Annotated in this window: 19 protein-coding genes and 1 other annotated feature; of the genes, 17 read left to right on the top strand and 2 right to left on the bottom strand. The window is 44.4% G+C overall.

Going from position 1 to position 21926, the window contains the following annotated elements; translation table 11 throughout:
- Positions 1-89 precede the first annotated feature (89 nt).
- The 8 genes from B0H99_RS12400 (at position 90) to serA (ending at position 10575) form a co-directional block, all read left to right on the top strand.
- Positions 90-1238 (top strand): HpcH/HpaI aldolase/citrate lyase family protein, encoded by a 1149-nt coding sequence (locus B0H99_RS12400; RefSeq protein ID WP_106533998.1) that lies wholly within the window; start codon positions 90-92, stop codon positions 1236-1238.
- Complete coding sequence (locus B0H99_RS12395; RefSeq protein ID WP_106533997.1) at positions 1168-2541, top strand: phosphoribosyltransferase family protein; 1374 nt, start codon at positions 1168-1170, stop codon at positions 2539-2541. The genes B0H99_RS12400 and B0H99_RS12395 overlap by 71 nt, the downstream gene beginning before the upstream one ends.
- Positions 2538-3647, top strand: a complete 1110-nt coding sequence (locus B0H99_RS12390; RefSeq protein ID WP_106533996.1) for a cysteine protease StiP family protein — start codon at positions 2538-2540, stop codon at positions 3645-3647. The genes B0H99_RS12395 and B0H99_RS12390 overlap by 4 nt, the downstream gene beginning before the upstream one ends.
- On the top strand, positions 3644-4456 hold the full coding sequence (locus tag B0H99_RS12385) for an HAD family hydrolase (protein ID WP_106533995.1): 813 nt from the start codon (positions 3644-3646) through the stop codon (positions 4454-4456). The genes B0H99_RS12390 and B0H99_RS12385 overlap by 4 nt, the downstream gene beginning before the upstream one ends.
- A gap of 16 nt (positions 4457-4472) precedes the next feature.
- Positions 4473-6086 (top strand): YceG family protein, encoded by a 1614-nt coding sequence (locus tag B0H99_RS12380; RefSeq protein ID WP_106533994.1) that lies wholly within the window; start codon positions 4473-4475, stop codon positions 6084-6086.
- 131 nt (positions 6087-6217) lie between these two features.
- The gene (locus B0H99_RS12375; RefSeq protein ID WP_106533993.1) at positions 6218-7300 is read left to right on the top strand and encodes a toxic anion resistance protein; all 1083 of its coding nucleotides are present in this window, start codon (positions 6218-6220) and stop codon (positions 7298-7300) included.
- A gap of 245 nt (positions 7301-7545) precedes the next feature.
- Positions 7546-7768: a binding site (T-box leader), on the top strand.
- A 60-nt stretch (positions 7769-7828) separates the two neighbouring features.
- Positions 7829-8992 carry a pyridoxal-phosphate-dependent aminotransferase family protein gene (locus tag B0H99_RS12370; RefSeq protein WP_106533992.1) on the top strand — a complete coding sequence of 388 codons (1164 nt, stop codon included), beginning with the start codon at positions 7829-7831 and terminating at the stop codon, positions 8990-8992.
- Positions 8989-10575: a phosphoglycerate dehydrogenase gene (gene serA, locus B0H99_RS12365; RefSeq protein ID WP_106533991.1), complete on the top strand. Its 1587-nt coding sequence runs from the start codon at positions 8989-8991 to the stop codon at positions 10573-10575. The genes B0H99_RS12370 and serA overlap by 4 nt, the downstream gene beginning before the upstream one ends.
- Before the next feature lie 107 nt (positions 10576-10682).
- Here serA and B0H99_RS12360 read toward each other — a convergent pair whose 3' ends face one another.
- Positions 10683-11468 (bottom strand): HAD family hydrolase, encoded by a 786-nt coding sequence (locus B0H99_RS12360; protein ID WP_106533990.1) that lies wholly within the window; start codon positions 11466-11468, stop codon positions 10683-10685.
- Between the two features lie 140 nt (positions 11469-11608).
- Between B0H99_RS12360 and B0H99_RS12355 the strand changes: the two genes are divergently transcribed.
- The 3 genes from B0H99_RS12355 (at position 11609) to gndA (ending at position 15990) form a co-directional block, all read left to right on the top strand.
- The gene (locus tag B0H99_RS12355) at positions 11609-12709 is read left to right on the top strand and encodes a nitric oxide synthase oxygenase (RefSeq protein ID WP_106533989.1); all 1101 of its coding nucleotides are present in this window, start codon (positions 11609-11611) and stop codon (positions 12707-12709) included.
- 330 nt (positions 12710-13039) lie between these two features.
- Positions 13040-14482, top strand: coding sequence for a glucose-6-phosphate dehydrogenase (gene zwf / locus B0H99_RS12350; RefSeq protein WP_245894530.1), 1443 nt, complete (start codon positions 13040-13042; stop codon positions 14480-14482).
- Between the two features lie 98 nt (positions 14483-14580).
- Positions 14581-15990 carry an NADP-dependent phosphogluconate dehydrogenase gene (gene gndA, locus B0H99_RS12345; protein WP_106533987.1) on the top strand — a complete coding sequence of 470 codons (1410 nt, stop codon included), beginning with the start codon at positions 14581-14583 and terminating at the stop codon, positions 15988-15990.
- Positions 15991-16188: 198 nt separating this feature from the next.
- On the opposite strand, the gene B0H99_RS12340 is transcribed toward gndA, so the two are convergent.
- On the bottom strand, positions 16189-16803 hold the full coding sequence (locus B0H99_RS12340) for a cyclase family protein (RefSeq protein ID WP_106533986.1): 615 nt from the start codon (positions 16801-16803) through the stop codon (positions 16189-16191).
- A gap of 175 nt (positions 16804-16978) precedes the next feature.
- On the opposite strand from B0H99_RS12340, the gene B0H99_RS12335 reads away from it, so the two are divergent.
- The 6 genes from B0H99_RS12335 to rbsD all read left to right on the top strand — a co-directional run bounded on the left by B0H99_RS12335 (position 16979) and on the right by rbsD (position 21918).
- Positions 16979-17200: a hypothetical protein gene (locus B0H99_RS12335; protein ID WP_106533985.1), complete on the top strand. Its 222-nt coding sequence runs from the start codon at positions 16979-16981 to the stop codon at positions 17198-17200.
- 126 nt (positions 17201-17326) lie between these two features.
- On the top strand, positions 17327-18046 hold the full coding sequence (locus B0H99_RS12330; RefSeq protein ID WP_106533984.1) for a YebC/PmpR family DNA-binding transcriptional regulator: 720 nt from the start codon (positions 17327-17329) through the stop codon (positions 18044-18046).
- 246 nt (positions 18047-18292) lie between these two features.
- Positions 18293-19540: a dicarboxylate/amino acid:cation symporter gene (locus B0H99_RS12325; protein ID WP_106533983.1), complete on the top strand. Its 1248-nt coding sequence runs from the start codon at positions 18293-18295 to the stop codon at positions 19538-19540.
- A 133-nt stretch (positions 19541-19673) separates the two neighbouring features.
- Positions 19674-20657, top strand: a complete 984-nt coding sequence (locus tag B0H99_RS12320; protein WP_106533982.1) for a LacI family DNA-binding transcriptional regulator — start codon at positions 19674-19676, stop codon at positions 20655-20657.
- Positions 20654-21535, top strand: coding sequence for a ribokinase (gene rbsK, locus B0H99_RS12315; RefSeq protein WP_106533981.1), 882 nt, complete (start codon positions 20654-20656; stop codon positions 21533-21535). Before B0H99_RS12320 ends, rbsK begins: the two co-directional genes overlap by 4 nt.
- Positions 21532-21918, top strand: coding sequence for a D-ribose pyranase (rbsD, locus tag B0H99_RS12310; RefSeq protein WP_106533980.1), 387 nt, complete (start codon positions 21532-21534; stop codon positions 21916-21918). The genes rbsK and rbsD overlap by 4 nt, the downstream gene beginning before the upstream one ends.
- The last annotated feature ends 8 nt before the right edge of the window (positions 21919-21926 follow it).

Raw genomic sequence — 21926 nt, 5'->3', positions numbered from 1 at the left:
AGGGGCTAGCCTCCTTGCTTTTTTTCTCCATTTTTCCTATTGGAAAGGGAGGAAATGACAACTGCTGATGTGCAGCTTGGGGGAGTTAGATGAGACATTTCAATATGTTGACAGATTCTGATTTAAAAACTTTTTTTAAATATTCTCCAGCAGAATTTTCCCGTGATTCGGAACGGGAAACGTTGGGACTTGCTCTTGGCGCTGCACTTTATACCCCGGGTTCCCGGCCTGATTTTGCTGCTAAAATCTTAGCAGGTGATTACACTCAAGGGGCATTTGCAGGACTGGCCACATTGATTGTTTGTTTGGAAGATGCAGTGGCCGACTCAGATTTATCTTGGGCAGAAAAGAACGTTGCAACACAATTGAAAAAGATTAGAAAAGGAAATGACGGCCTGGAAAATAACGGTCTTGCTTTATTTTTGCGCGTCCGAAATGCGGATCAGCTTGATCGGTTGATTCGCACCACCGGATCGGCTTTAAGTGTTTTGACCGGAATTGTTTTTCCGAAATGCCTGCCTGGGAACCTCGCGGAATTTTTCCGTGCGCTTGATCGTGCCAGTGAAGCGGCTGGACGCATTTTATATGCATTGCCGCTGCTGGAGACAAAAGAAGTTCTTTACTCTGAAACACGGGAACAGACATTAGAAGAAATTTACGGAATTTTGCGTTCGGAAATTGACCGGGTACTGACCGTCCGTGTTGGCGCCACTGATTTTTCCAGCCTTTACGGCTTGCGGCGTCCGGTAGAACGCACTATTTACGACGTGCATATCATCAGGGATTGTTTGGTCTCTGTCTTGAATCGTTTCAATAGAGCTGAAGACGGATTTATCGTATCAGGCCCGGTATACGAGTATTTTTCACAGCCTACTGGCGGATGGATGGCAACCAAGCAGGAGCAAGTATTATGGGAAGAAGTTCAATTGGATGTGTTGAATGGATTCAAAGGGAAAACATGCATTCATCCATCCCAAATTTCCATTGTGAACGCCGGTCATATTGTATCTTTGGAAAGTTTTGAAGATGCGTTGCTGATCCTTTCCGAGAACCAAAAAAGAAACGGTGTCTTGCAAAGCCCGAAGCGAAACAAGATGAATGAAGTAAAACCACATTTGAACTGGGCAAAAAGAATTGCCGCTCAAGCGGAAGTCTATGGGGTGCTTAATGAAAACTACCAACCGATCGATGTGCTCAACCATATCCGAGCCTGCCAATTCTCGAACCAACTACTATAAGCTGTGGGAACAGTTGGAGTTGTCCGTTACAATTCACCAGACTTATAAAGGGCTGTCGCCAGACGCCCTTTTCTCGATGGCTTTGCGGGTCAATAAGAAAAGGCAGTTTCTTTTCGTCAGCCATTTGCTGGCTAAGCATTTGGCGGTCCATCCAGCTCTTGCGCTCGGCACAGGTACTTTGTTGGCTTCAGTATTAATGGAAGATGCTGGATTGCTTCCTTTTCCCCACACATCAGAAGTTGTACACATGATTGAAACGGGTGTGCCTGACAAGGAAATAGGAGAAAAAGCATCGGCTCACAAATCAACTTTGCCCCAAAAAACTGTTTTTATCGGAATGGCGGAAACGGCTACGGGCCTTGGGCATGCTGTTTTTCATCATTTTGATAAAGCGGTCTATTTGCATACGACCCGGGAAGAAATAGCGAAGCTTACGCCGTCTTTCGTATTTGAAGAAGAGCATTCGCATGCGACTTCCCATAAAGTATATGCGCCCGAAGGGGTGCTTGAGACAGCGGATACCATTGTTCTCATTGATGATGAAATTTCAACCGGCAATACGCTACTTAATTTAGTCAGTGCCTTGGATGAACAATTTCCAGGAAAAACGTATAAATCGCTGTCAATTTTGGACTGGCGGAACAAAAAACAACAGCAGAAATTGGCCGAAATGGCAGAGGAGCGGAACATCCAACTGGATGTATTGGCGCTGATGTCTGGAGAATTCGAATTGATCCATGGTTCGTCGCCTGACGAGCCGGAACTTCCCTATCTGAACAGCAGTGCTTCAGAAGCACCGGAAAGTCTAGGAATACCTGGTATTTTGCCATATCACTCTGAAACTGGCCAAAACTATGTGCCTCTTACCGGAAGGTTCGGATTAACAAGTGAGGAGCACCGGAACATCGACGCTTGGACGGGGGAACTGGCGGCATCGCTTCAGCCTGATAGCACAAGCAAGCGTCCGCTTGTAATTGGAATCGGCGAAAATATGTACTTGCCGTTGCGCTTTGCTTTAGCTTTAGACGGAGACCCGCTGGTGCAAACTACAACACGAAGCCCGATTTTTGCAGCTGATACAGAGGGCTATCCAATAAAAGAAAAAGTTAAATTCAATTTGCCGGATGCAAATGGCATTGACCAGTTTCTTTATAATATCAATAGCTTAGCTATTGATAAGATTTATCTGATTTCAGAGTCGGTGGTTGATCCTGCTCTTTGGCAGCCCTTAATTGCCTATTTGAAAGAAAAGGCGCCGGTTGTGTGGATTTCACTGACGGAAACAGAAGGAGAGATCCGATGATTGCAACAGGACTAGTTCAAACGAGTTATTCGGAAGAAGATATCCGTTTTCTGTTAAAAGACGTAACAGGGGACTTTACAGAAAGCCCACTCGAAGAACGGGAAAAAGCGGTGCAAACGGGTGCCCATTACGCGGAACGCCTGCCGGTAGAACATCGGCCTTCTGAAAAATATACGAAACTGTATCAGGAATCGGTAGAACAAATGAAAGAACAATTAAGTTATTTTATTGGCCTTGTCTCTATCCGCATCCACTTAAATGCAAAAAGCGATGATATTGTACTGGTTTCGCTTGCGCGCGCCGGAAGCCCTGTCGGCATTTTGATACGCCGGTTTGCAAAGCAAAAGTTGGGCTTGGATTGGCCGCATTACAGTGTTTCAATTTTACGGGGAAAAGGCATCGATGAAAACGCTTTGCGTGCCATCCGAAAATGGCATCCGACTAGCAGAATTCAGTTTGTGGACGGGTGGACCGGTAAAGGAGCAATCCAAACCGAACTTACAAAGTCGGTTCAATTGTTAAATCAAAAAGAAGGGTTAAGGCTGTACGATGATTTGGCAGTTCTGGCCGATCCTGGAGCATGCTCGGTATTGTTCGGCACTAGAGAAGATATGCTGATTCCGAGCGCTTGTTTAAACGCGACTGTATCCGGCCTTGTCAGCCGTACCATTTTAAATAAGCAATATATCGGAGAAGATGATTTTCATGGTGCCAAGTTTTATGGAGAGCTTAAAGATGAAGATGTCTCGGTAGATTTTGTGGACCGGATTGCGGCATGTTTTGACCAAACAGCAGAAGAAGCTAAACGAGAAGCTTACTGCACACCGGTTACCGCTGAACAGACTTGGCAAGGGCAAAAGGAAGTAGAAGATATTAGCAGAAAACTATATAATGGAACTGATTTCCAGTTGATTAAACCTGGAGTCGGCGAAACCACTCGTGTGCTGCTTCGGCGAGACCCATGGAAAGTTCTGGTGCGCAGTTTGGAACATCCGGACGTCCAGCATCTTCTTGTACTGGCCGAAGAAAAGAATACACCGGTTGAAGTTGTTCCGGATCTGTTTTACCGGGCAATTGGCCTAATCAAATCGGGGCAAGAAATATGAAGATATTATTTGCGAGCGATTTGGATCGAACTTTGATTTATTCAAGGAATTCGATGGGCAGTAATGTAAGAGAAGAAGAGCTTGTCGAAGTCGAGAAGCTAAAGGGCGAGCCATATTCCTTTATGACAAAAAACAGTCATAAGGCCTTGATGGATATCGGCTCTACTGCTTTCTTTTTGCCGGTCACCACCAGAACTGAGGTGCAATACAACCGGGTAATGAACATTTTTTCCGGCACTGTGCCTCCGCAATTTGCAGTTATATCAAATGGTGCAGTCGTTCTGGAGAACGGAGAACCGGTAAAAGAATGGTCTGCTGAAATCCGGAGGAAATGCATTGACCAAAAAACTGTACTGGAAACATTGTTGCCTTTGATAGAACGTTATTTTTCCGAAGAATGGGTATTGAATATAAAACAGGCAGATGATTGGTTTGTCTATTTGATTATTGACCGGGCACGTTTTCCGGCAGAACAGCTGGCGTCTTTTTCCCGTATATTCCGGGAAATGGGCTGGTCGATATCGCTTCAAGGAAGAAAGCTGTATTTTATGCCGGAAAGCATTACTAAAGCAAGAGCAATGGAGTATGTTAAACAGCGTTTACAGGCTGACTATGTTGTGGCGGCAGGAGATTCATTGCTGGATTTGGATTTGCTGGAAAGTGCAGATGAAGGCTTGTTGGCTGCACATGGTGAAGCGGTTCAAAACGATAGAGCGCTTTCCTCACATATTCGAGTTACAAAACATACTGGCATAAAAGCAGGGGAAGAAATTTTGGCGCATGTCGCTAACATAGCACAGCATCGGTAAGCAAGGAGGAATACCCATGGTTCAACTGCATCCGGTCCGCGTGAGAACGTGGGATCCGGAAAATATCGGGAAATGGCTTTTACAGCCCATTGTTAATCATCCCGAAACAAAAATAGAGGAAGAAAAGATCACCTATCCGCAATTACTTGGGCAATTTATCGGCATGCCGCTTGATAAGGATGACTATTTTGCGTCAATCTACGATTTGCTCGAGGAATCGGAAGGCCGGCTAATTCAGCTTTCTGACAAACTGAACAAGCAAATTACGCCTGAAAGGCTAAAAGCCTTACAAGATCTGTTTGAGATGAACACGAAAGAACACGGCTTATCGCCTAATCGGATTGTTGCATTTCTGGACGGCAAAGGCTTGCTGCCAAGATTAAAAGATGCCGGATTGAACCGGCGTCTTCGGTTAACGCTCATTGATATTTTGAAAGCGTTTAAAGAAGAGTCTGGCGGCAGTACAACACATTCTTCTTTCCGGCGCATTGTTACGGATTTGGTTAAATGGACGTTCAATCATATCGAACCGGAACTCGAAAAGCTTGTTTTCGATAGAGGGCTGCCCGGTTTTCTATGGTATGGCAGCGTTACAGAAAGCCAGAAATGGTTTTTGAAGTTTTCTGGAATGTTCGGTTTTCATCTTATTGTTTTTGATCCGACAGGTGAACGTTGGTTCAGCAAAACGATAGGCGATCAAGAGGTGCTGACTTACAGTTTTCAAGTAAATGCCGAATCCGCCATGCCGTTTCCGGCGGTAAAGCCGCAGCGTGTCGGGACAGTTGCCTACCGAGCTACTAAAGAAGTAGACCGGCTTTTGCACCATGATGATTCCGGTCTCTATAAACCTTTTCAATTCAAATCTTATTTGACCCGTTCAATTCTGCTTAAGACCACCCTTGATGAAGCTTTTATGCTGGCAAAAGAACGGGCATTAGTCCGCCCTTCGTTTGCGGTGGAAAACGGCCACGTAGTCATTCCTGTTGTCTTTGCCAAAGTTATGGGCATCGAAAAAGAGCGGAAACGCTTTTGGGACAACATCCACAATCTGACGGAACGGGAGGACACTAAACTGGTCCGCAGTTTTCCTTTTATCGAAGAACGGAAAGGAAATCAGCAATTTCATTACCGGGCGGCGCTGGGGAAAGACGGAAGACTGGATCCTGAAAAAATGAAAACGGCCCATTGGTGGAAATACAGCAAACTGCCGACTGGTCTGCAGACTGCGATTGGCGAAGCTATTGCGCGGCACGTGGAAAAACCGCTTCTCTTTCCGCAACCAGGCGAATCATTCGAGGATTTGCAGCTTTATGCCTTCTCGCAGTCGATGTCGCTTCCCGATTCTGTTATCCAATTGATTCAGCTGTTTGACTATCCGCAATATGTGCCGACGATGCTTTTCTACAATGAAGAAAAAGATGGTGAACTGAGCCGAGCGGATGCTAACGCAATTGCATTGATCCATACATTTGGATTGGATGTCATCATCATTAATCCGCAAGGGCACCAAGACATCGAACGGTGGGTCACCCAGGAAGCAATCGATACTCACTGGCTGGACGAAAGAAGCTTTAATGAACCATTTCGTGAGCCTTCAGTAGTCAAAAAAATCTTCAGAAAATGGCTCTGAACACTGATGGATTCTGCCGGCGAAGCAGCAAAGGATGGAAAGGTGGAAGCATATCGTTTTTTTGCAATAGTTTTACCTGAGCATTAGCAAGAAAGTTTAATGAAGTTTAAACATTAAAAGGGGGCTTACCGATGAATACTTTGCCAAAAGGGATGGAACAGCAGGAACTGGTAATGAAAGAAGATACGGAATTATTAGCAAAACTAAAGCAGGACCCGGAAGTGCTCAAACTTGCCGCAAGCATTGATGTGAAAAATCAAGTAGAACTGTTGGAATTCGGCCGTGAACCGGCAAACGAGATTTCTGCATTTACCGGAAAGGTATTAAGTTCTGTTCAAGCAAATAGCATGGAAGAGTCCAGTGTGTTGCTGAACCAGCTTGGCAAAGTAATGGACAAGTTTGACCGGAAGGATTTTGTCGAAAAGAAAGGCCTTATCAACAAAGTCTTTAACAGAGGGAATAAAATTATTGAAAAGCTCTTTAATAAATACCAGACAATGGGTACGGAAATCGATAAAATTTATGTCGAGATTACAAAGTATGAATCCGAAATGAAAAAATCCACCACCACGTTAGAAGAATTATATGACCAAAACTTCAGATATTTTATGGAATTGGAAAAATACATCGCAGCTGGAGATGTCAGAATCCAGGAATTGAAAGCGGAAGAGCCGGTTATGCGCTTAAAGGCGGAAACTGGCGATCAAATGGCGATGATGCAATTGACTTCTTTGCAGAATGCGATTGAACTTTTGGAACAGCGCGTTTATGACTTGGAAATGGCGAAACAGGTTTCCTATCAGGCAGCGCCACAAATCCGTATGTTGCAGCGCGGAAATACAAAACTGATTGGAAAGATCAATTCCGCTTTCGTCACGACCATTCCCATTTTCAAAACCGGCCTAATCAACGCCATTGCGGCCAAACGGCAAAATTTGGTTGCCCAATCCATGAATGAATTGGACCGTCGCACAAATGAAATGCTGCTTAAAAACGCCAATGACATTTCCCGACAAAGCGTGGATATTGCACGCATGTCTGGCCAGCCGAGCATAAGAATCGAAACGATTGAACAAACATGGGAGACCATCATGCAAGGCATGAATGATACACGGGAAATCGAACAGGAAAACCGCAGAATGCGTGAAGAAGGACGCATTCGTATTGAAGAATTGCAAAAGCGGTACGAAGATACCCAAAGAAAAGCCCAATGATTTTTTAGCGAAAAAGCCGGCTAATTAGAACTAGCCGGTTTTTTGTTATGCAATACCTCTACGGAGAGGAGTAACATTGTCCCTAAGCAGAACCAATTTAGAATAATAGCTGAATTCAAAAAACAATTATAAAAAATTTAACTGCGGGCTATCAATGTTGTAATCGGTTTCAACTATACAGAATATTTTTTATAGATTGACAACTCGTTTTGGTCTGATATGATAAGTTCAATCCAATTATATAAGCAACTATTTTGATGGAGACAGGCTTATGCAAAGAAATCTTAAGAGAGCTGATGGGTGGTGGAAATCAGCGGTTTCAGCAGAAGGCAGCACTCCGGAATAGGTGGACTGAAATCAAGTAGGTCCATCCGCTTCGTGCCCGTTACGCATGAGACCAATGAGGCTGTTTGCTCTGTCAAGCAGTGAATTAGGGTGGTACCGCGAATAAGACTCTTCGCCCCTTGCATTTTTATGTAGGGAGCGGAGGGTCTTTTTGCCGTTTCACTTGAAAGGGGAAGATTGACGATGTTAGCAGACCAACAAATTTTACGAATTCCTGGGCCGACGCCCATTCCGCCTAGTGTTCAGCGTGCCATGGCACAGCCGATGATCGGCCATCGGGGCCAAAGCACTTCCGATTTGCTTGCACGGATCCGTCCGAAATTAAAGCGTGTTTTTGGAACCGAACAAGAAGTGATCATCTTGACTGGCAGCGGTACGGCAGGGCTGGAAACAGCCGTCGTCAATGCAGTCGCTCCTGGCGAGGAAGTATTGGTAATTGTGACAGGCGCGTTTGGCGACCGATTTGTGAAAATTTGCAAAGCCTATCAGATACCAACCCATGTTCTTCAAGTGGAATGGGGAAAAGCGCTCGATCCGGAACTTGTTAAAGTGTTTCTTCAAGAACACCCTGGCATAACGGCTGTGTTTTCTACCTATTGTGAAACATCAACAGGTGTCTTGAATCCGATACAGCAATTAGCAGCGGCAATCAAAGAAGTATCAGAGGCACTTGTCATTGTGGATGGCGTTTCTTGTGTAGGCGGAGTCGAGACGAAAATGGACGGATGGGGCATAGATATTCTGGTTACCGGATCGCAGAAGGCATTTATGCTTCCGGCTGGTCTGTCATTCGTTGCAGCAAGCGAGCGGGCATGGCGGAAAATTGAAGCCAACCCGCAGCCGCGATTTTATTTGGATTTGAAAAGCCATCGAAATAACTTGGAAAAAAACACCACTCCTTTTACACCGGCGCTCTCGATTTTATTCGGCTTGGAGCAGGCGCTTGAACTAATGGAAGAGGAAGGGTTAGAAGAAGTTTACTCACGCCATACTTTAATGATGAAAATGACAAGAGCGGCATTTGCTGCGCACGGGATTCCCTTATTGACAGCAGAAGCGGATGCTTCTCCGACTGTTACTGCTGTAAAACCGGCTGATTTCGATGCCGAAGCTTTCCGGAAAGTGATGAAAGCGGAATTCGGAATTTCCATGGCGGGCGGCCAGCAGCAATTGACGGGCCAGATTTTCCGTATCGGACACATGGGTTATTGCTCGGCAGCGGATGTTCTTCAGATCGTTTCGGCGATAGAAATCGGGTTGATGAAAATTGGGAAAATGATCGAACTTGGAAAAGGAACAGGCGCGGCACAACAAGTTTACCTGGATGAAAGGGTGGGACAGCAATGACATTTCATATACTAATTAGCGATCCATTAAGCGAAGAAGGCATCTATCCGTTACGGCAGGCAGAAGGAATGAATATTGTCATAGAAACAAATTTATCGCCGGAGCAATTGGCCGAGCGCATTGGCGATTTTGACGCACTGCTTGTCCGGAGCCAGACGCAGGTGACCCGAACCATCATTGAAAAAGCGAAAAACTTAAAAATCATTGGCCGAGCAGGTGTAGGCGTCGACAACATCGACCTTGAAGCGGCAACTGAACACGGCATTATTGTGGTCAATGCACCGGATGGCAACACCAATTCAGCGGCTGAGCATACAATGGCCATGCTCATGTCAATGGCACGGAAAATCCCCCAAGCTTTTCATGCACTGCGCAATAAAAACTGGGACCGCAAATCGTATGTGGGTGTAGAATTGAAAAACAAAACCTTAGGGGTGATCGGCCTTGGGCGTATTGGTGCTGAAGTAGCAGCAAGAGCAAAAGGGCAGCGTATGAACGTCATGGCTTACGATCCATTCTTGACAGCAGAGAAAGCAGAGAAACTCGGAATCAATTTCGGTACGGTTGAAGAGGTGCTGAGGGTTGCCGACTTTGTAACGGTCCATACGCCGCTCTTAAAAGAGACACGCCACCTTATCAATGCTGAAGCGTTTGCAATCATGAAAGAAGGCGTACAAATTGTCAATTGTGCACGCGGCGGCATCATTGACGAAAATGCATTGTATGATGCAATCTTATCTAAAAAGGTGGCTGGCGCAGCGCTCGATGTATTTGAGCAGGAACCGATTGTTGATTTCCGGCTGCTCGACTTGCCGGAAGTAGTGGCCACGCCTCATTTAGGGGCGAGCACAATAGAAGCGCAGGAAAGCGTCGCAGTAGATGTCAGCATGGATGTAGTCAGCTATTTCACAACCGGGACAGTCCGCAACTCCGTCAACTTGCCTTCGGTGCCGAAAGAACTGATGGCGAAGATAGAGCCATACTTTGATTTGGCGGAGCGTCTTGGCGCTTTCTTAACGGATTTAGCGGAAAGTGCAGTGGAAGAAGTGAATATTTATTATTCAGGTGAGTTGGCGGGGATGGAAGTCGGGCCGCTGACGCGCAATATGTTGAAAGGCTTGCTGAAGCGCCACCTCGGTGAACGGGTCAACGTGGTCAATGCCTGGTATTGGGCCGAGCAAAAAGGCATAGTAGTCAACGAACACAAGTCTTCGGTAACAAGAGGATTCACAAACTTGATATCCATTGAAATCAAAACGGCAACAGGCATCAGAAAAGCGGCAGGCACCTTGTTGAATGGCCAAGGAGCCCGCATCGTGAAAGTGGATGAATATTTAGTGGATGTCGTGCCAAAAGGGCATTTACTGTTCATTCGCCATAACGACCGGCCAGGAGTGATAGGCCGTGTAGGGACATTGCTCGGCAAGGAAGACGTGAATATCGCAACAATGCAGGTCGGGCGTTCAAATGCCGGGGGAGACGCTATCATGATGTTGTCCATCGACAAATACGCCGGTCCAGGAAGTTTGGACCAATTAAAAGAACTAGCTGAAATCCAATACGTCCGAGCGATCGATCTATAGAAGGAAATAAATTCAAAAGAATAAAACGTTTTTTATGGAATAAAAATCTATAATTGAAAAAGGAGGCTCGCATCGAGTCTCCTTTTTTGCTTACGGAACATGGAGCATCACAGCTCTTCAAGAATGGGAAAAAGATCTTCTAAATGGCGAATCTCATAGCTTGGAACAATGGTTTCATGCGGCGCCTTTTCTTCCCGGTTGATCCAAACCGAACGGATGCCTGCTTGTTCGGCTCCTATGATATCAGTTAATAGATTATCGCCGACCATCAGCACTTCTTCAGCCGCATAACCGAATTTCGACAACGCATAATGGAAAATTTCCGGGTCGGGCTTGCCTTTGCCAAATGCGCCGGAAATAACAACATGGTCAAAATAAGGAGCGATTTCCGGTGTGATTTTAAGCTTGGTGTTCTGCAATTGCGGTGAACCGTTCGTCAGCAACAGTAATTGGTAATGGGGTTTTAACCGATCAAGCACACGATACGTTTCTTCATAGACAAAAGGGCTGCTTTTCCGTGCTTCAACAAAATAAGCAGCCAGTTGGTTGCCGAGTGCCGGATTGTCAATGCCGATCCGCTGCAATCCACCTGTCCAGGATCTTTGCTGATAAGCGGGGGCGAGCATCTTCATTTTCTTGAAATCTTCGCCTTCATCATCAAACGTTCCCCATAATCCTTCGAACGGGTTAATGCCAATCATTTGAGTGAACGGATAGGTTTCATAGCTGCTGTATAAAGTACTCGCTTCCAAGCGGACGGCTTCTTCCAACTCTCTGCAATTTACGCCGCTCGTTTGTTCAGCAAATCGGCACGTTTTCTCAAATGACGTTTTAATACTCTTTTTATCCCATAATAAGGTGTCGTCCAAATCAAAAAATATCGCTTTCAGCATTCAATAAACTCCTTTTTACGCTTTTGTTCATTTTACTGTAACTATCTGCGTAAAACAAAGGAAGATTTTATGCGGACCCAGACCCTGTAGTTAATAAATAGCGGAATAGGTGCTATTATATTTCGTAAGGAGTGAAGGAAATGACGGCTATTGAAACAACCACTGTGTCTATCGGAGAAGCGATGGAATTTATTTATACATGTTACTCGGAATTAGGGAAATCGGAAGAGGAAACGGCGCAGCGGCTTTTGCATATACAAAATGAGATTATTGAAACCGGATCATATACACATACATTTGAGGAGCTAGAGCACGGCGCACGCCTGGCTTGGCGCAACAACAACCGGTGCATCGGACGCCTTTTCTGGAATACGCTGTCGGTTTTTGATGAACGGCAGCAACAGACTGCAGATGGCGCTTTTGCGGCTTTGCTCGCACACATCGATTTTGCTACAAATAAAGGGAAAATTCGCCCTGCCATCACCATCTTTCCGCCGAATCGAAACGGACAGGACGCTATGCGAATCTGGAATCATCAATTGATCCGCTATGCCGGTTATAAAAAAGATGGAGAAGTGATCGGAGACTCCACTTCGATCGAATTTACAAAAGCATGCGAAAAGCTTGGATGGAAAGGGGCAGGTACAGCTTATGACATTTTGCCGATTGTTATAGAAGTGGCTGGCGAAACACCACGGTTTTTTGAGTTGCCAAAAAAAGCGGTCATTGAAGTTGAAATTGAACATCCTGAAATTCCAAACTTTACGGATTTGAAAGCAAAATGGTATGCCGTTCCGATCATTTCGGAGATGAGACTGGATATAGGTGGCATCTCCTATAGTATGGCGCCTTTTAACGGCTGGTATATGGGGACTGAAATTGGCGCAAGAAACCTGGCCGATGAACATCGCTATAATTTGTTGCCGGCAGTAGCAAAAGTGATGGGGTTGAATACAGATTCCAGCCGATCTTTATGGAAAGACAAGGCGCTTGTGGAGTTGAATATTGCGGTGCTCGATTCTTTTCACCGGGCGGGGGTTACCATAGTCGACCACCATACAGCCGCCAAACAGTTCAAAAGCTTCGAAAAAACAGAAGAAAAAGCTGGAAGGGATTTAACCGGCAATTGGGCTTGGCTGATACCACCGATGTCTCCGGCAACCACACATATCTTTCATAAGCCTTATAATAACGCCATTGTGAAACCGAATTTTTTCTATCAAAATTCAGCTGTAAAGTAGGCTGAAATGCTTTTAAGGAAGAAAAAGGGCCTAGAATTCTAAGCTTACTTTTTGTATTTTTTTTAGTTGCTTGCCATTTTTCAGTAGTCGGACAAGAGAATAAGGTTTTAAAATGCAGTTAGGGATTTTTTTGAGGCCATGGATTGTAAAAATCTGCCCTTCCATTCTTCTTGATTCAACGTATACTTAAAAACAGTGTGATTGTAAAAAAACGTGTTTCTGTGCACGCCGAAAATGGAGATGTTTACTATGGAAAACATAGCTGCAGTCGATTTAGTTGATAGTGAAAACTACAAAAATGCTTCACGCCAGAAAAATAAATTAGATGAAATGACTTTGGTGCTATTTGGGGCCACTGGCGATTTAGCACAGCGAAAATTATTTCCGGCTTTGTATAATTTGTATTTGGATGGAAAGTTGCCGAACGCTATTTCAATCATAGGATTAGGCAGAACCAATTATTCGAATCGTGTTTTTCAAATGAACGTCGAAACATCCCTCCGGGAATTTTCAAGAAGACCTGTACAACCTGAAAACGTGGAAGAGTTTGTGAGCAAGTTTCGATATTGTGTCTTGGATGTATTTAATGAAGCTTCGTATAGCGGCTTATTGGAGCTTATTCAATCGCGGGAACAAGAAATGGGAATTGCGGAAAACCGTTTGTTCTACTTGTCTGTTGCACCGAATCTAGTTGAAATCATCACAGCAAATCTGCAGGCAAGCAAAATCAGCGAGACGAAAGGCTGGAAGCGTTTGATCGTTGAAAAGCCATTTGGAACTGACTTGCAAACTGCACGGGAACTAAATGAGAAACTTAGCAAAGCATTCAACGAAGAAGAAATTTATCGTATTGACCACTATTTAGGGAAACCGATGGTTCAAAATCTTGAAACGCTGAAATTTGCTAATCCCATTCTCGAATTGTTGTGGAATCACGATCAAATTGCGAACGTGCAAATTACAGCAAGTGAAACAGTAGGCATTGAAAAGAGAGCTGGATATTACGATCAGGCTGGGGCAATCCGGGATATGGCCCAAAATCACCTTCTTCAATTGCTCATGATGACGGCTCTCGACATTCCTGTAAATTTGACTGCTAAAGAAGTGCAACAGGAGAAGCGGGAAATCGTTGAGGCGCTGCGGCCGATTCTTAAAGAAGAAGCTTCAAAACATATCATCCGAGGCCAATACACAGCAGGTGAAGTGCTAGGAAAACCGGTGATCGGCTATCAAGAAGAGCCGGGAGTCATAGAGGAATCAAAAAACGATACGTATTTCGCCGCACGTTTATATATTGAAACTTCAGCATGGAGAAATATTCCTTTCTATATTCGTACAGGAAAGCGCTTGGAGCAAAAATCTACGCGCATCGTCATCGAATTCAAAAACAAGTGGAAAGATAATCCTGCTTTTAAAGATGAAGGCATCAATCCAAATCTTCTTATTTTTGAAATCAATCCGAATGAAAGTGTATCGCTGTTGGTAAACTTAAAAAATCCTTCAACGGAAAAATATGAACCGACAAACATCACTTTTTCGGTGAATTCGAATATTCAGCCTGAATCTTATGAACTTCTGTTATCGGATGCATTAGAAGGCGATAAGACGTTCTTTGCGCACTGGAAAGAAGTCGAACTTTCATGGGCATGGATCCAGCCGGTGCTCGAAGCATTCCAGGAGGATGCTTTGCCGCTGCATCCATATTCCGCAGGTTCTTCAGGTCCGGAAGCCGCTGACCGTTTGTTGGAGAAAGATGGCTTCTGCTGGTGGTAATCAACAGGCATACAGAATGTCGTTGAACAAAAATGGTATACTTTTGAAGAGATAAGATGATTAATAGACATTAAATTCGCATGGAATGAGGTAATAGTATGGCTAAGCAGCAGATGGGCGTTATTGGTCTAGGTGTCATGGGGAAGAATTTGGCACTGAATATTGAAAGCAGAGGCTATTCGGTATCGGTATACGATTACTGGACAGACCGGACAAAAGAATTTGCAAACAACGAAGTTCAAGATAAAAATATTGTCGGAGCCGATACGCTCGAGAAATTTGTGGGATCGCTCGAAATTCCCCGCAAGATTTTGATGATGGTAAAAGCTGGTGAAACTACGGATGACGTCATTCAATCGCTAATACCGCATCTTCAAGAAGGCGATGTAATCATCGATGGCGGAAATACATTTTTCAGAGACACTAACCGCCGTACAGCGGAGCTTCAAGAATTAGGCATCCATTTTATTGGTGCTGGTATTTCTGGCGGCGAAGAAGGCGCACGCTTTGGCCCTTCTATCATGTCAGGCGGCTTGAAAGAAGCATATGAAAAAGTCGCGCCGATTTTTGCTGACATTTCGGCAAAAGTGGACGGTGTTCCATGCAGCGCCTACATGGGTGCTGAAGGAGCCGGCCACTATGTGAAGATGGTGCATAATGGCATCGAATACGGGGACATGCAACTAATTTCAGAATCCTACTTTATCTTAAAACATGCGCTTGGGCTGAACGCTCAAGAACTGCACGAAATTTTCACCGAATGGAATAAAGGCGAATTGGACAGCTATCTGATCGAAATCACGGCTGATATTTTCACAAAAGTTGATGAGGAGACCGGCAATCCACTGGTCGATCAAATTCTGGACAAAGCCGGACAAAAAGGCACAGGAAAATGGACAAGCCAAAACGCATTGGATTTAGGTGTTTCCTTGCCGATTGTAACGGAATCTGTTTTTGCCCGCTTTATTTCGGCAATAAAAGAAGAGCGCGTAGCAGCAAGCCAATTGCTGTCAGGACCTGAAGCAGAACCATTTGCCGGCGACCGCAAAGAACTGATTGAAGCAATCCGCAAAGCTCTGTACATGAGTAAAATCTGTTCATATGCCCAGGGGTTCGCCCAGCTTCGTGCCGCTTCTGCAGAATATAACTGGGAAATCCCATACGGCGACATCGCAATGATTTTCCGCGGCGGCTGCATCATCCGTGCCCGCTTCCTGCAGGAAATCAAAGAAGCATTCGACCGCCAAGCGGATTTGCCGAATCTGCTTATTGACCCGTATTTCCAATCCGTAGTGGGCGAATACCAGTCGTCGCTTCGTAAAGTGCTGTCGATTGCAATCGAACAGGGCATTCCGGTACCAGCATTCTCGAGCGCGCTTGCTTACTACGACAGCTACCGTTCTGAGACTTTGCCAGCAAATCTAATCCAAGCACAACGGGATTACTTTGGCGCGCATACATATCAGCGCACGGACAAAGAAGGAACTTTTCATACAAAATGGCAATAAAAAAGCATGGCTTCCGCGGAAGCCATGCTTTTTCAAACTATCAAGAAAGTTTGGCAGCGGTTCATTGCACTTCAGCCGGACGCTTTCCGCTTCATTCACCCCGAGCTCTTTGAACAAGTGGCGCGTTCTTGCTTTTTTGTTCCTGGACTTCCTTAACAAGCTGAATAAAAAGAATGGCTTCCTAGGAAGCCATTCTTTTTATTCGTTTTCGATTAAAATAACACGTGCCGGAGAAGCGTCAATGCCGATCAATTTAAGCGGCGCTGCAACCATCAAATAGCTTTTTGGTTCAACTTCCTTCAATTGCAAACCTTCGATAACAATGATATCTGCCTTGAATAGAGCTTTATGGGTAGGGTGGTTCGGCTGGCTGCGCTCTACGCCAAGCGCGTCAATGCCCACACCTCTGATGCCGATTTCAGCCAAATAATTAGCGCCGTCCTCTTTTAAGAAGATGAATTCAGGATTGAATTCCTTATCGAATGAGTTGCTTGTTTTAAACAAGATAAAATCATTTTTTTCGATGGAAAGGGTTTCTAGATCTGACTTGGCAATGCCGTCTTTGACGTGAGTCAAATCAACAACTTTTGCTTGGCCAACCAACTTTTCCAGTGAAATGGATTCAAAAGTGTCGCCGTCGTTAATCATATGTAATGGTGCGTCGATGTGAGTTCCTGTATGCGCATCGATTTCGATGCGGGATTCCGTTACATGCCCGTTTGTGTTTGTATGGAATTTCGGTTGTTTTTCTTCTTTGTTTTTGTAAACCGGCATTCCTTCGTAGATAGGGGATGAAATATCATAAATTTTCATGTTCTCGCTCCTTTAGTTGCGTTCATTTGATTGCCTTTTCTATTTTCTCATTTAATCAATTGTGCATCAACTTTAAGGAAACGCTTTTGGCGAAGGAAGTTGAACAGACTGGTGAAAAGCTATAAAATAAAGAATGCGGAAACTCCAGAGCACGTATAGAAGGGGGATGAAGAAGATGAAGGAATTCAAAGTAACATACTTCTTTGATGAAGAGCATTACATTCGCCGGTTTATACATGTGGAATCGCAGGAAAAAGCGGAAGCCCTTATCCAAAGCGAACGGGAGCAATTTGTCTCATTCACTGACAGCCGCGGCATTTACCACGAACTGCATACAGGTAAAGTGCGTGTTATCCAGATTTCCGAGTATCACCGAGTGGATAAAACGAAAAAATAGCGGCAATATCCTCCATGGATTGCGTTGCTTTTTCGCTGCATAACTCGAAAAAAAGCAGAGGTTTATTATATAATAGAACGGGTGAACGTTCTTCATATTTAAAGATGAAAGAAAGTGGGAAATACAATGGGCCGCAAGTGGAATAATATTAAAGAAAAGAAAGCTTCAAAAGACGCGAATACAAGCCGTATTTACGCAAAATTCGGACGTGAAATTTATGTTGCCGCCAAGCAAGGCGAGCCGGATCCGGAATCGAACCAAGCGTTGAAAGTCGTGCTTGAACGCGCGAAAACATATAGTGTTCCAAGAGCGATCATTGACCGGGCAATTGAAAAAGCCAAAGGCGGCTCTGAAGAAAGTTACGACGAGCTTCGTTACGAAGGTTTTGGGCCGAACGGTTCAATGGTCATCGTGGATACATTAACGAATAATGTAAACCGGACAGCTTCAGATGTCCGCGCTGCTTTCGGCAAAAATGGTGGAAACATGGGCGTTAGCGGATCGGTTGCTTACATGTTCGATCCGACGGCGGTTATCGGTGTTGAAGATAAAACGGCGGACGATGTGCTGGAACTACTGATGGAAGCGGATGTTGATGTTCGCGATATTCTTGAAGAGGAAGATTCCGTCATCGTTTATGCTGAACCAGATCAATTCCATGCGGTGCAAGAAGCATTCAAAACAGCTGGCATCACCGATTTTACAGTCGCGGAATTGACAATGCTGGCGCAAAATGAATTAGAGCTTCCGGAAGACGCGCAAGCACAATTTGAAAAAATGATTGATGCAATCGAAGACCTTGAAGACGTTCAGCAAGTTTATCATAACGTCGACTTGGGGGAATAAGATTTCAAAACAGCCCTCGCACTGGAGCGAGGGCTGTTTTTCTATTTAGAAGTTAGTACGGGACAATCCGTTTCCGATTTTCCGACCAATATGTGCTGCAAAAGAAGAAATGACTAATTGATTCTTTTCTCTTTCTGAACTATAAAGTTATATTAAAATTACTTCTTTCTTGCGTATTCCTGTAATTTTCTGTTTTGTTCCTTTAAACTTAAGGGTATGTCTTAAAAAAAGAAGGAGACTCGATGAATGAAGAAAAACAATATGACAGTGAAAATACTCACCGGTCTCATCTTAGGAGCGATTGTCGGTCTGCTTATTAATTTATTTGCCCCCGGCTCTTTTAACAATTTAAATACATACTTGTTTGTGCCGCTTGGCCAAATTTTTCTCAGTTTGATCAGCATGCTAGTTGTGCCGCTTGTGCTCTTTTCCATCATTTTAGGGACTGCCGGGCTTGGCGATCCAGCCAAATTAGGCAGAATTGGATTGAAAACAATCAGCTTTTTTTTAATAACGACTTCTATTGCGATAGTGATAGGCCTGGGATTAGCTGCAGTTATTCAACCCGGACTTGCGGGTGACTTCGATTTGGAAAGCACCACATTCGAGTCTGAAAAAGCCCCTTCAGTGGCCGACACCTTACTAAATGTTATCCCGAAAAATCCATTGGCTGCCTTAACGGAAGGCAATATGCTTCAAATTATCGTCTTTGCCGTTTTTATCGGATTGGCGTTGACTGCTCTCGGCGAAAGAACGAAAGGCATTGTCAACCTTATTGAACAAGGCAACGAAGTTATGATGTATTTAGTCGGCATCGTCATGAAATTTGCGCCCTTCGGCACATTTGGGTTGATTGCTACGGCTATTGGTTCCCAAGGATTGTCTGCAATCAAGGCAATGGCTTCCTATATGTTCGTGGTGCTCGCGGCTCTTGCGATTCATGCAGCATTTACGTACGGCGGCACCGTTGGACTGTTAGCAAAGAAAAACCCGATTTGGTTCTTCAAGAAATTTGCGCCGGCCATGAGTGTAGCATTCAGTACTTCAAGCAGTACTGCAACCTTGCCAGTATCAATGGAAGCTGCGCAAAAAGAGCTTGGAGTTCCAAAATCGATCAGTTCATTTGTCCAGCCGCTAGGCGCTACCATCAACATGGATGGAACTGCAATCATGCAAGGTGTGGCCACTATGTTCATCGCCCAAGCCTATGGTGTGGATTTGACAATGACACAGCTTTTAACAGTCGTGTTGACTGCAGTACTGGCTAGCATTGGTACAGCCGGAGTCCCGGGCGTTGGCTTAATCATGTTAGCGATGGTGCTTTCGAGTGTTAACTTGCCGGTCGCTGGCATCGGCCTCGTTCTTGGGATTGACCGTTTGCTTGATATGACAAGAACGGCGATCAATATTTCCGGAGATGCCGCATGTGCAATGTATGTATCTGAAACGGAAAAAAAGCGCGGTTTAGAGGCAGAAGAAGTTACAGTAGGATAAGCTATAGCATATTTAAAAACAGGCTGTTAAAAACGGCTTGTTTTTTTTACATTATAAGACTATTGACAACTTTTATTCCTTTTTGTATAGTTGTGTAACCGGTTACACATACTAGAAGATCGGAGCACTTGATATGACTACAATTAGAGATGTAGCAAAAAAAGCAGGAGTATCAGTTGCCACAGTTTCGCGATTTTTAAATTCTACTGGTTATGTAAGCCAAGAAGCAGCTGAAGCAGTTTCAGCTGCAGTAGCAGAATTAAAGTACGAATTGAACCCAGTGGCCCGCTCTCTAAATACAAAAAAATCCAATCTGATTGGTCTTATATTGCCCGACATAACCAATCCCTTTTTTCCGGAACTAGCCAGAGCGGTAGAAGATATAGCCTTAACTTATGGCTACACGGTAATTTTATGCAATTCGGACGAAAAGCCGGAGAAAGAAAAGAATTATATTGAAACCTTGAAGAAAAAATATATTGCAGGTTTTATTGTAACGTCCAATCAATCGGACGCTCCACATTACGCTAATGCAAACTTGCCAATTGTGGCACTAGATCGCATAATCAACGAAAAAATACCGACTATATCCTCCAATAATAAGGAAGGTGCCAGCTTAGGGACAAAAGCGTTACTGGACCGAGGCTGCAAAAATATTCTGTTCCTGCGCGGGCCGGAAGATTTGAATCCGGCAAATGACCGTTATGAAGGGTTTATGGAGACCATTCAGCAAGTCGACGCCAACTATCATGTTGTTTCTTGTCCTTTCCATTTCGCAGACTCTCAGAAAATCGTTGAACAAATGCTGAGAGACCATCCAGAAATTGATGGAATATTTGCAAGCAGCGACGTTTCAGCAGCCGGAGCGTTAAAAGCTGCCGCCTTATTAGGAATAGCAGTACCCGAGAAGCTTCAGATTGTAGGATTTGATGGAGTGGCTCTAGGTGAGATGTTGACACCTGGTTTGACCACTGTTGCACAAGATGTTTATAAGATGGGCGCAATTGCAACGCGCGTCTTAATCAAAAGAATAGAAAATCAGGAAATTGATCATCAATTTTATGAAGTTCCAGTAAAGCTCGTTTTACGTGGAACTACAAGGAGCGGGATAGAATGATTACAGTGGTAGGAAGCATAAATATGGATCTGGTTGTAAGTACGGATATCTTCCCAAAACAAGGAGAAACAGTTTTGGGAAATTTATATACAACAGTGCCGGGTGGAAAGGGTGCTAACCAAGCAGTTGCTGCTGCAAGACTGGGCGGTGAAGTGCAAATGGTCGGAGCTGTAGGCCTTGATGCATTTGGAGAAGAGCTGTTGGCTGGATTGAAAGCTGAAAATATTCAGTTGGATGCTGTCAAACGCAAAGAGGGTGCAAGCGGGATCGCAAATATTTTACTATCGGAAGGCGATAACCGGATTATAGTTGTACCGGGGGCCAACCATAAAGTAATGCCGGAAGAAATAGATGCTTCTAAAGATCAATTATCCACTAGCTCTATCGTCATCATGCAGCTGGAAATGCCGATTCCAGTCATCCAAAGAACATTAGAGCTTTGCCATGAGAACGGAGTTCCGACCATTTTAAATCCCGCTCCTGCAAGCGGTTTCAATAGAGAACTTTTAAAATATTGCACATATCTAACACCTAATGAAACAGAAGCAGAAGAAATTTTCGGAGAAGATTGGCTGCAGGCGCTCGAACAATATCCAAACCGGTTGGTCGTGACTTTAGGTGGAAAAGGAGCTCAATTTTACGACGGTGAAAAACTAGTCACCGTGAAGGGCTTTCCGACAAAAGCTGTAGACACGACTGGTGCAGGAGATACTTTCAATGGAGCGCTCGGAGTTGCGTTATCTGAAAAAATGCCATTTGCAGAAGCGGTGCGTTTTGCGAATGCAGCAGCTTCTTTATCGGTAGAAAAGTTTGGGGCACAAGGTGGAATGCCAACCCGAGAAGCAGTAATGAACAGGATGGAAGGTGAACTTCAATGAAAAAGCATGGCATGATCAATCGCGATATTGCAGCTTCCCTCGCTTCTTTTGGCCATACGGATTTGCTGGTCATTGCAGACTGCGGTTTGCCAATTCCTTCAAATGTGCCATGCATTGATTTATCTTATCAACTGGGAGAACCGGCATTTTTAACCATATTAAGAGCAGTGCTGGATGACTTTCAAGCAGAAAAGGCTTTCATTGCTTCAGAGATAAAAACACAGAATCCCGAAATCGAAGCTGATGTTCTGACTCTTACTAACACTGATTACATATCACATAATGAACTAAAAGAACTTAGCAAAAAAGCGAAGTTGATTATACGTACAGGAGAAGCGACCCCCTATGCGAACATTGTCCTTCAGTCTGGCGTAATTTTTTAATAGGCAGG

The organism is Planomicrobium soli (assembly GCF_003014655.1).
Lineage (GTDB): Bacteria > Bacillota > Bacilli > Bacillales_A > Planococcaceae > Planococcus > Planococcus soli_B.
Note: the sequence above shows the minus strand (reverse complement) of the source record. Positions and strands in the feature narration are given on the sequence as shown.